The following is a 10,747-nucleotide window of genomic DNA, read 5'->3' on the forward strand; positions in this document are numbered from 1 at the left end:
AATAACTTTAAAAAATTTACAGGGAAAAGTCCACAAGAAATGAACAATACATTAAAATTTAAAATGTAATATTTTCTGTTGGTTTTAGTATTTTGAAAAAATTATAGTTTTATTATATTTTAATAAATTCAGTTAACAACTCACGCAACCAAACGTGAGTTATTATAAACATCTTCTTTTCTATACAACACCCTACCTCCAATTTTTAGTGGATTTAAGACCCCTTCTCTTCTCCAGTTATTCAATGTTTGAACCGTTACATTTAACACCTTAGAGACTTCATTTCGGGTTAAATATTCGGTGTCTTCACCAGTAATAGACAACCTGTTTAAAAGGTTTCCCATCGATCGTTGACGGATTGGATGTTTGTCTGTAAAGAGTGTCTAAGGGACGTCAAAAAAGATAATCCTAACTATACATATGGAGGTACTTGGAAGCGATAGAAGACAAAACATTATAATAGTTTTTAACTTTTCATCTAACTATAAATTTCTTAATTATTGAAATTCTCCTTTGAATAATAAAGAAAATCATTCAAAACAATAATTTAAAATATCGAAAGCAGTTTCTGCCATCAGATTTCCTTTATTGTCTAGTAAAGGATTAATCTCTGTAAACTCGATACACACCACTTTTTCAGTTTTTAGAAATTCAGTAATTATACTTTTCACTTCAATTGGATTAAAACCAAATGAAACAGGAGTTCCTGTGCCTCTTGAAACAAAATCACAATCTAAACTATCCACATCAAAGGTGATATAAATAGCATCACAATCTTGTAGTCTATGAATTGCTTCTTGAACACATTTAATAAGTCCTCTAAACCTAATTTCTGAAACCGTATAGTTTTTTATGCCTTTGTTTTCAATCAAAAAATCTTCTGGTGTTTCTGTATCTCTAACCCCAAAGAAAATTAAATGGTCTGGTAGAAATTTTGGCTTATTTGTACCAATATTTTTGAGTTTATTCCACGAGTTAAATGTAGCGGCATCTAACTCATTTATTTTCATCTTGATGTTATCTTCTTGCAACCCTGCTGCTAACGGCATTCCATGTATATTACCAGATGGCGATGTATAAGGAGAGTGTAAATCTGCATGTGCGTCTATCCAAATAACTCCCAATTTCGCCCTTGGGTTTGCCGCTTTTACTCCTGAAATAGTTCCTAAAGCTGAGGAATGGTCGCCAGATAATACCAAAGGAAATTCGTTATTTGATAGTGCTTCTTGCACTGTATTTGAAACCCGCGTACATTGTTCAACGACAAAACCAATTCGTTTTGCAAAAGAGTGATTTACTTTATTGTAAATGGTTTCATTATGTGTTTTCACATCTACTGATGGCCATGTATTAAAAAAACTATTTTCTAAATTTATGGCTGCAATTTCCATTGCATCAATTCCCATATCTGCACCTCTTGTTCCTGCACCGATGTCAGAACGATTTTTGATTATTCTAATGTTTTTCATTTCTAATTTCTTTTCGCTTTAAAAATAAATAGATACTACCTCCTAACAGAAAAGAATCTAAAAAGTAAGCCTGTGTCAACTGAAACACTTCTAAATATGTAAAAACAGTAATAACTGAGCTTATACCCCAACTAATTAAAGCGAATGATTCCCATTCTTTAATTTCATTCAAATTATAATTTTGCTTTCTCACCCAAAAAAAGTTGATGATATATATCGCAGAAATTGAAGGCGCGAAAATCCCTAAAAAACTTAAAAAATCGAAAAGGTAATTAGAGAAACCAAATAAGGCTACAATTGTACCTATAGCTCCTGTGAATATTGCTATTTTTTTAAACGTCCAATCTTTTTTTATGGTTGAAAATGTTAAAATGGCAGAATATAAGTTTGAGGCATTACCTACCCAGGAAGAAACAAACAAAAGGATAAAAGCTGGTAGTACTAAATCTAAGCTTTCCATCACTTTAATAATGTCTACTTGTCCCGATTGAATTGAAGGAATTGCACTAAATAACAAAGTTAGTGGAAATCCAATAGTGATGCCTAAAACAGCAATTAAACTATGTTTGTCATTATAAATAAAACGGGAGAAATCTGCCATTAACACAGGGAATAATATAGAAGAACCAACTAAAATAGAAACAGCTTCAAAAAGGGTCATCGTTGGAGTTTTTGGTACAAAATTGAGAATCTCCTGAAAAGTAGTTTCAGCAATGGCCTTACAAACTACATATCCTAAAAAAAATGTTAATATAGGCACCGCGTAATTTGCCAGTCTTTCCAAACTTTTGATTCCGAAAATAGTAGTAATAATAATTAATGCGCTCACAGTTATAATAATTGGCCATGCTACTAGATTGATTTGCAAAGTTTGAAATGCAGTATCTTTTACAGCTATGGCTAATAATTCTAAAGATACTGAAAACCAACCCAATAAAGTGATTCCAAAAATTGCATTCATAATTTTAGCTCCTTGTATTCCAAAGCTAAAATGCATAATCATATAGGTTGATAATCGAGATCTATTTCCAATTATTGTGGTTGCCATACACATTAACGTAAGTATTATAGTAGAAACACCAAAAGCCCATAAAGCTTTTTTAAAACCAACTGCTAGCGCAATTTCGGATCCTAAAAACAAAATAGGTAATGTTAATCCTGTTCCTGCAATTAATACAGCGATAAGCCAACCAGAAGTAAAGTCTTTTGGTTGTACTTTAGTAGTAGTATATTGATTGTCTTCAGCCATAATTTATGGTTATAACTCTTTTAAAAGTATCGTTAAAAATTTCCAGAATTTTTGTGTAGAGCTTATTTGTAAACGTTCTTCAGGTGAATGTGCTCCTAATATATTTGGTCCAAAAGAAATCATTTCCATATTTGGATACATTTCTGAAATGATACCACATTCTAACCCTGCATGAATTGATTTTACTGCTGGGGCAACTCCATTAATTTCTTGATAGCATTTTTTTGCAACGCTAAGTAGTTTGCTTTTAGGGTTTGGTTCCCAACCAGGATAAGGCCCTATTTCTTCGGTTTTACCATTTGGAAAGCTCTCTCTTATTTTTTGAACAACCACATCACGTTCTGCATCAACAGAACTTCTTGTATGGCAAGCAATGCTAAATGTCCCATTTTGTAATTTTATCTTTGCAATACTGTTGGATGTTTGTACTAAATCATCTAGACCTTCAGTCATAGAAAAAACACCATTTGGCATCGTTTGAATTCCTTTTAAAAGTTGTTTTAAAAAAATTTCATCTACAACAGAAAATATCCCTTTAACAGGCGAACATTTTATATTTAGGTTTTTATCAGTTGTTTGATGTTTCGTTTTAATATTTGAAATAATATTTTCATTACATTTTTCAAAATCGGTGAAATCAGTTTTTCTAATGGCAATGGTACTATTTAGATCTCTTGGTATTACATTTGTTAATGTTCCTGCTAAAATCTCACAAACTTTAACATCAACTTTATTTTTTAATTCTAGTACATAATTAGCAAAAATTCTGATTGCATTTCCTAGATTTAAATGAATATCTACACCAGAATGTCCTCCAGACAACCCAGAAACACTAATTTCATAGTATTGAAAATCGTTATTTACTATTTCTAGATTGTAGTTTCCAGTAATTTCAACATCTACTCCACCTGCACAACCAATAGTAATTTCGTCATCTTCTTCAGAATCTAAATTTAAAAGAATTTTTCCTTTTAATTGATTTTTTGTTAATGCCATAGCTCCTGTCATTCCCATTTCTTCGTCAATGGTAAACAACCCTTCTATTGGAGGATGTGATATATTATTAGCAGAAAGTACCGCCATAATTGCTGCAACACCAATACCATTATCTGCTCCTAAAGTTGTTTCTTTTGCTTTTACCCAATCATTATCAATAAACATCTCAATACCCTGTGTCTCAAAATCAAAATTAGAAGTCACTGTTTTTTGATGTACCATATCTAAATGACCTTGTAAAACTACAGCACTATCATTTTCTCTTCCATAAGTTCCTGGTTTTTTTATGATCACATTTCCAGTAGCATCCACAATTGTTTCAAGGTTTAAAGATTCTCCAAAAGCAATCATATATTTTATGATTTGTTCCTCTTTTGTAGAAGCTCTAGGAATTGCATTTATAGCTTCAAAGTGTTTCCAAATACCGTTGGGTTTTAATGCACTAATTCTCATATTACACTATTTATTTAAGGATTCTTTTTAGGACTAAATAGGCTATAAATGCGACAATAAACGAATCGAAAAACGAAATTGAAGTTAAATTGATATAGTTGTAATTCGCTAGATACGCTACTACACAACTTAAAATCCAACTTATAATAGCTGAAATTCCAAAATCTGGAAGTGTATCAAAATCATTTAAGTCATATTTTTGTTTCTTTATAAAGAAGAAATCTGCTATAAAAATTGCTGAAATTGGTGGTATCAAAACACTTAAAATACTTAACAAATCTATAAAATGAGTTGCAATTCCAATAACGGCAATTAATGTACCAATAGCACTTGCAATAATACCAAGTGTCGCTATTTTTTGTTTCCTAAAAATGGTAGACAATGTTAATTGTGTTGAATATAAATTTGATGTGTTTGTAGTCCAAGTAGAAAAAACCAAGATAATAAACGCTGGAATTGTTAAACTTAAACTTATCATTATTTTCATAATATCTATTTCACCAGTCATTAAACTTGGTATTGCTCCCGCTAAAAGTATAATTGGGAAACCAATAACTAATGCCAAAACAGAAATTAAACTATCCTTATCTGTACGAGCAAATCTTGAAAAATCTGGCATTAAAACTGGTGTTAAAATAGTCAAACCAACGATTGCAGAAATAGCTTCAGTAATAGACAAACTAGCATTTCCGTTAATGTTTAGTATACTTTCTAAACTTTGAGATTCAATAGTACTATACAATACATAAATTAAGAATACAATCAATAATGGTACTGTTAACACAGAGAAACGTTCTACTATTTTAAAGCCAAAAATTGCAGTTATAGTCATTAAAATACTACCACCAATAATACTAATTGAAATAGGTACATTTATACCTAATAAATGTTTAAAAGAATCTGTTAATGCCTCGCCAAATACTTCAACAGTTACAGCGTACCACCCTAAAAGGGTAATACCTATTAAGCAATTGACAAATAATGTTCCTTTTTTTCCAAAGGAAAAATGCAACAACATATAGGTTGATAATCGTGTTCTATTCCCAATGATTGCTGTGATGCCACACAATATGCCCAAAACAAGATTTACAAGAATAAATACCCATAAAGATTTTGATAAACCGATGGCTTGCGCTACTTCTCCTCCAACATAAAATGTGGGAAGCGTTACGCCAATACCAACAATAATAGCTGCGATTTTTATACCGGGAACCGTTTTGTTTTCTGGAACTTTTGTTCTTGTATAATCATCTATTTCTTGCTTCTTGTTGGCCTCCATTTTTCTTAGTTTCCTATTAATTTGTAAGCTAATGATTTTAAATCGGGATGACAAACTTGTCCATCATCTACAATTTGAATAGCATCTAAAAAGATACTTACCCTACCAACAATCCCATCAAAATGAGATTTAGCCACTTGTCCAAAAGGAGGCATATCCATAGGACTTGTATGTCCAAAACCAAAATCTGCACCTCCCCAAATACGTTCATCTTCAACTACTTCTCCACACATTTTATGGACATTTGGATTAAATCCAAACATATTATGAGATATTTTATACATATTTGGATCATTAAAAGAAGCTAAATATCTTTTGAAATTTTCTGCTTCAATTCCACCAACTACATCATCAATTCTGCCATCTTTCATTATAAACTCTACATGATTTTCTGTACCATATACTTTAGCATTCATTAATAAATCGAAAACGATATTTCCGTTCATACTTTCTAATTTTGGCACCAAATTAACATACCCTGGAGCTGTACCAAATAGCGGTTTAGAGTAATCGCCACTATCTATATCAAAAGCGTAATTTAAATCGGTCTCATAAGATACATTTGTACCATTTGTACTGGTAATCTTAATGAGTTTAGATTTCATTGCCATTTTTTTAACTTTGACAAGAAATTGTTCTAAAGTACTAATATCAAAGCCTACAAATGTTCTCATTAAAGATTGGATAGAACTATCTGCAATTATTAAATATCTTAATTTTTTGTTTTTAGCCATTGCAGTCTCCCAAATATGAGAATATAGAATTATTGTAGACTGTAATTCTATCCAAACATCTACCTTACAAAGTGCTGCTGTTAAAGCTTTTGCGGGCCAATCGTTAATTCCTGCTTGTCCATCTTGTGAAGCTTTTGGTGTCCACATTATTAAGGGCAACCCCCCAACAGCATGAGCTGCAGCTGCCAAGGCATCTGCAAAATCTCTATCAGAACCTGAATCACCGGTAATCGCTATAATTTCTCCAGGTTTCACCTTAAACATCTCTTCTATCATTACTCTTGCGACTTTTGTTCGCTCTAAGAAATAATCTGCCATTTTTTTGTTTTTTAGATTTAAAAAAAAGGGAATGTCAATTATTCCCTTTTTGAATGATTATTTATTAAACCAAATAATTAAAAGTTTACTGTAAAAGTTGTTCCAACTGTTGCAGGTGTTCCTCTCCAACCAAAACCAAAGTCTGAATATTCTAAATAATATTGCTGATCTAAAATATTTCTCGCCCAAAGAGATACTTTTATTTTCTTGTGTGTAAATGTTGCTTTGGCATCTAATAACTGATAAGCGTCAGAAGTTAAGCTACTATCATTTGAATCTGTCCAATAGATTTTACCTGTTCCGTTGTAATTTACGCTTACATCTAAAGTTGAATTTTCATTTAAAGGAATGTTAGATTCTAAACCAAAATTGAAGTTGTTTTGAGGAACTAATGAAGTATTCTTGTCATTAAAATCATTTAAATTCCTACCACTATCTAAAACACCACCTTCTTTAATTGTGGATTTCACAAAACCATAATTAAACAAAACATCTAAATATTTTGAAACTCTTGTTTTCGTATCAAATTCAAATCCAGTAATTGTACTTTTATCGTAGTTAAAGTTTCCTGGAATGAAGAAGTCATTTGTAATTGCAAATTGTTGTCTGTTTGTAAAATCAGAATAAAATACAGATCCATTTAATATAAATCTATTTCCCCAAGAAGTAGTTTTAAATCCTAGTTCATAATTTTCAGAAATTTCTGCTTTAAAACCACGGTCAAATAAATCTGTAGCTACTGGATTAAATCCGCCATTTCTATATCCACGTCCATAATTTGTATATAATAATGTGTTTTTAGTTGCTTGGTATGCTAAAGAAAGTTTAGGTTGAAATACATTTTTATTCTTTTCATCTTCTTGAGCATTTAAATAATCATCTAATTCTATTTTGTCAATATCATAACGTAAACCAGCAGAAGCAGTCAATTTATCTGTCAATTTATAATCGAAAAAACCAAATAATGCGATTGTATTAAAATTAACAACATAATCCGTTACTGCCCAATAATCATCAAAAGTTAAATCACTTTGATAAAAAGAACGTTCTACATCTTGATAAAATCCACCTACACTCCAATCGAATTTGGTATCTGTTTTTCTGTTAGTCAAACGTAGTTCTTGGTTAAAAGACTTTGTATCATTGGTTTCTCCTTGATCTAACCCTCCGTTAAAAATATCAACATTCGTAAAATCTAAATCACCAATCGTAGATCGATCTACTTTACTGTATGAAGTAATAGCTTGAAGTTTTACTTTATCTGAAGTATATTCTAAATTTAGATTTGTGTATAAGTTTTTCATATCGGATTCTCCAAAAACATCTTGAGAAATTACATTATTTCCCGCTTCAGGATTTGGGTCTAAATACGAAGTAAATCCTGACCCACTAGCTGCATCTTCTGGACTTATTGAATAGTATGTTGCACCACCTTTAGAATCTATAAATTGTAAAGTAGTACTTGCTTTAAATTTAGGTGTAATTCTAAATTTTAATTGTCCTCTCACTGTAAGTTCTTTTCTGAAATCTACATTTTTATTTAAAAACTCGTTCGTTAATAAACCATCGAAGTTTTTATACTGTGAAGAAAAACGATAGAATACTTTATCTTTTTTTAATGCCCCAGAAGTAATAAAACTTGCCGTTAGTGCATTTCCATTTCCGTAACCTAAAGAAAATTTATTCTTATTAGAGTTTGTTGGCTCTTTAGAGTAAATGTTAATGGCACCACCAATTGCATTTTTTCCATATAAAGCTCCTTGTGGACCTTTAACAACTTCGATTAAAGCAATGTCAAACAATTCTTGATTCAACAAACTTGGGTCAGCAATAGTGACACCATCAAAAACAAAAGCAACGGGTGCATCTGTATTTCTTATTTGTGGAATACCTCTAATTACCAGAGAGTTTACACCAACTGCTTGGGTTTCACTTAACTTTAAATTAGGTACTAAATTTGCAAAACTTGCCACATTATTTATTCCTGTTTTTTCTATTCCTACACTATTAAACGCAGTTACAGATTCTGGCGTAGTTTGTATTGATAATACTCTTTTTCTTGACTTACCAATTACGTCTGTAAAGCCTTTTATTACAACTTCATCTAAAGATTGAGCACTTTCTATTAAAGTAACATTTATTATTGCTTGGTCACTTACTTTAATTTCTTGACTAGCATATCCAATAAATGAAAAGATAAGTACATCACCTTTAGCGGCAAAAATCTCGTAATTTCCATTGAAATCTGTTGAAGTTCCTTTAGTTGAACCTTTAACACTAACACTTACTCCTGGAATCACATCTTGTTTATCAGATATCTTTCCGGAAATATTCATACTTTGACCCCAACCTATTATTGGAAGGAAAATCAATAAAAATAAAATACGTTTCATTTTGATATAGTTTAAGTTATAATATAAAATTAGATAAACAATTATTCATTATCATTAATTTTTATTATTAAAAATATTTTTAATAATTTTACAAAATAAATAGGAATTACTTAAAACTTCCATAACTAGTTAATTATACTTGAAAAAAATCTAGTTGGAAGCTAGTTGTGATCAAAAAAACACAGATACATGAAACAAATTGAAGTTGAATCATTACCAGTTACTTTAAATTATTTTATGTTACTAATTAAAGAAATTCAAACCAAATTTTTAACGAATCACCAATTAAAAGAACTACCTAAAGCATTACAATTATATGGTTATGATAATTATGACGAGACAAAACCGTCTTTAAAAACAGATCTTGAAGCTATAGGAACCGAATTTATAAATGGAAAATATTTATACGATAAAACAAGACAAGCTTATAAAGGAAGACCCATCATCAAACTTAATAAATACTATAAGTCGATTATTTTATTATATCTCGGATATGAAAATTTTAAAGAATTTATCAATAAAAATCTACTTACAGACAAAGAAACAGAAGAACAAAATTCTTTACTTTATAATGAAAAAAGCAATAGAATATTTTACTATTTAAGCTATTATTATGGAGAGGACAATAAGCTACTTAAAGGACAAACTGTAATTTCAGAAAATTTTAAAAAAATAAAACATACTTATGTCTACCCTCAAGATGATGGTAGTTTTAAAGCACATCGTAGTTTTGGAAATATTATTAGAAGAGAAGATACATTACATATAAGCACTAAGACACTTCTTGATGGAAAGTTAGTAGAAGGTGGAAGTGAAATATATTATATAGGTCATAATGAACCAGCAAATACACAATTTTTAATTGGAACCTATTGTACGTTTGATATATACACTCAAACTGTTGCTGGAAAAAGTATTTTTGAAAGATGTGATTCTAAAGAAGAAATGGAAACAAAATCGAAAGACAGCTCAATACCTGCATATATAGCACAAGAGATTAGAAAAAGTAGAATTATAAACCCAAGTATTGTTCCTAAACATTTAATGGAAATTTCTAATAAGAGTCCATATGCTTCTATCTATAATTTGATTCCTGGAAAATATCAACTAACTTTTGAGTTAAATGAAACAACTACAGAAACACTTAAATTTAGTATTTTGGACAATTTTCAAATAAAACCGCTTACTTCTAATGTCCATTTTGAAAATGATGATTTTCAATTAATAAACAAAGGTTCTATCTTACACTTTAATTTTAAATTGGTTGGAATTATAGCTCTAGATTCTGTTGATATATACATTAAAACTTATTTTTTGAAAGAAAAAAGTGATACTTTAAATGGGGTATTTTCAGGAATAGATAGTGAAAACAGGCTTGTAAATGGGAATGTTTTTATTGCGCATATTAAGTAATAGCTTTATTCTCATAAAGGAAAGTATTATAAATTAGTAAATAATAGTAAAAATTTAATAACCAAGAATAAGTTACAACTAGAATACCGGTTGCTCGAGAGGTTGCTCCGCAGGTTTAAATCCTTGTTATTTGGTTTGATTTCTCTTTACTATTGTATCATGCTTTAGTTATTATACTGTTGATTTTCATTGACTTATATAAAGACACATAAAATGAGTTAAAACCAAAAACTCCTGGAGGTACCACAAAATTATCCCGTAACTCATTTATAAATAATGATTTACGGGTTTTTTGGTTTTTAGGGTGTGCTCAAAGGTGTGCGCAGTTTGTAATAATACATAACGGTTATACTGTTATATTACACTCCAAAAGTTAAGTTACTGGTTACCTAAGTGAAGCATGAAACAACGAATAAAACATTGTACCATCCTCGTTTTTTAAA

The 10,747-nt window shown here is 30.4% G+C and carries 8 protein-coding genes; 1 reads left to right on the forward strand and 7 read right to left on the reverse strand.

The window, feature by feature from the left end; all coding sequences use genetic code 11:
- Positions 1-140: 140 nt before the first annotated feature.
- The 7 genes from ACFDSN_RS10335 to ACFDSN_RS10365 form a co-directional block, all read right to left on the reverse strand.
- Positions 141-344: a helix-turn-helix domain-containing protein gene (locus tag ACFDSN_RS10335; RefSeq protein ID WP_375239774.1), complete on the reverse strand. Its 204-nt coding sequence runs from the start codon at positions 342-344 to the stop codon at positions 141-143.
- A gap of 186 nt (positions 345-530) precedes the next feature.
- A complete protein-coding gene (locus ACFDSN_RS10340) occupies positions 531-1,469 on the reverse strand; it encodes an arginase (RefSeq protein ID WP_375239775.1) in 939 nt (312 codons plus the stop codon).
- Complete coding sequence (locus tag ACFDSN_RS10345; protein WP_375239776.1) at positions 1,456-2,718, reverse strand: purine-cytosine permease family protein; 1,263 nt, start codon at positions 2,716-2,718, stop codon at positions 1,456-1,458. Before ACFDSN_RS10345 ends, ACFDSN_RS10340 begins: the two co-directional genes overlap by 14 nt.
- A 9-nt stretch (positions 2,719-2,727) precedes the next feature.
- Positions 2,728-4,167: an aminoacyl-histidine dipeptidase gene (locus ACFDSN_RS10350; protein ID WP_375239777.1), complete on the reverse strand. Its 1,440-nt coding sequence runs from the start codon at positions 4,165-4,167 to the stop codon at positions 2,728-2,730.
- Positions 4,168-4,177: 10 nt separating this feature from the next.
- Positions 4,178-5,446, reverse strand: a complete 1,269-nt coding sequence (locus ACFDSN_RS10355; protein WP_375239778.1) for a cytosine permease — start codon at positions 5,444-5,446, stop codon at positions 4,178-4,180.
- 5 nt (positions 5,447-5,451) lie between these two features.
- Entirely contained in the window at positions 5,452-6,498 is a 1,047-nt protein-coding gene (locus ACFDSN_RS10360) for a hypothetical protein (protein ID WP_375239779.1), read from the reverse strand.
- 77 nt (positions 6,499-6,575) lie between these two features.
- Positions 6,576-8,891, reverse strand: coding sequence for a TonB-dependent receptor (locus ACFDSN_RS10365; protein WP_375239780.1), 2,316 nt, complete (start codon positions 8,889-8,891; stop codon positions 6,576-6,578).
- 189 nt (positions 8,892-9,080) lie between these two features.
- Between ACFDSN_RS10365 and ACFDSN_RS10370 the strand changes: the two genes are divergently transcribed.
- Positions 9,081-10,304 (forward strand): hypothetical protein, encoded by a 1,224-nt coding sequence (locus ACFDSN_RS10370; protein ID WP_375239781.1) that lies wholly within the window; start codon positions 9,081-9,083, stop codon positions 10,302-10,304.
- Positions 10,305-10,747: the final 443 nt, after the last annotated feature.

Source organism: Aurantibacter sp., from assembly GCF_042094015.1.
In the GTDB taxonomy this organism is placed as follows: Bacteria; Bacteroidota; Bacteroidia; order Flavobacteriales; family Flavobacteriaceae; genus Aurantibacter.

Excerpts from the sequence above, each read along its gene's own strand:
- ACFDSN_RS10335 (WP_375239774.1), bottom strand. The coding sequence starts at position 344 with ATGGGAAACCTTTTAAACAGGTTGTCTATTACTGGTGAAGACACCGAA.
- ACFDSN_RS10340 (WP_375239775.1), bottom strand. The coding sequence starts at position 1,469 with ATGAAAAACATTAGAATAATCAAAAATCGTTCTGACATCGGTGCAGGA.
- ACFDSN_RS10345 (WP_375239776.1), bottom strand. The coding sequence starts at position 2,718 with ATGGCTGAAGACAATCAATATACTACTACTAAAGTACAACCAAAAGAC.
- ACFDSN_RS10350 (WP_375239777.1), bottom strand. The coding sequence starts at position 4,167 with ATGAGAATTAGTGCATTAAAACCCAACGGTATTTGGAAACACTTTGAA.
- ACFDSN_RS10365 (WP_375239780.1), bottom strand. The coding sequence starts at position 8,891 with ATGAAACGTATTTTATTTTTATTGATTTTCCTTCCAATAATAGGTTGG.
- ACFDSN_RS10370 (WP_375239781.1), top strand. The coding sequence starts at position 9,081 with ATGAAACAAATTGAAGTTGAATCATTACCAGTTACTTTAAATTATTTT.
- ACFDSN_RS10355 (WP_375239778.1), bottom strand. The coding sequence starts at position 5,446 with ATGGAGGCCAACAAGAAGCAAGAAATAGATGATTATACAAGAACAAAA.
- ACFDSN_RS10360 (WP_375239779.1), bottom strand. The coding sequence starts at position 6,498 with ATGGCAGATTATTTCTTAGAGCGAACAAAAGTCGCAAGAGTAATGATA.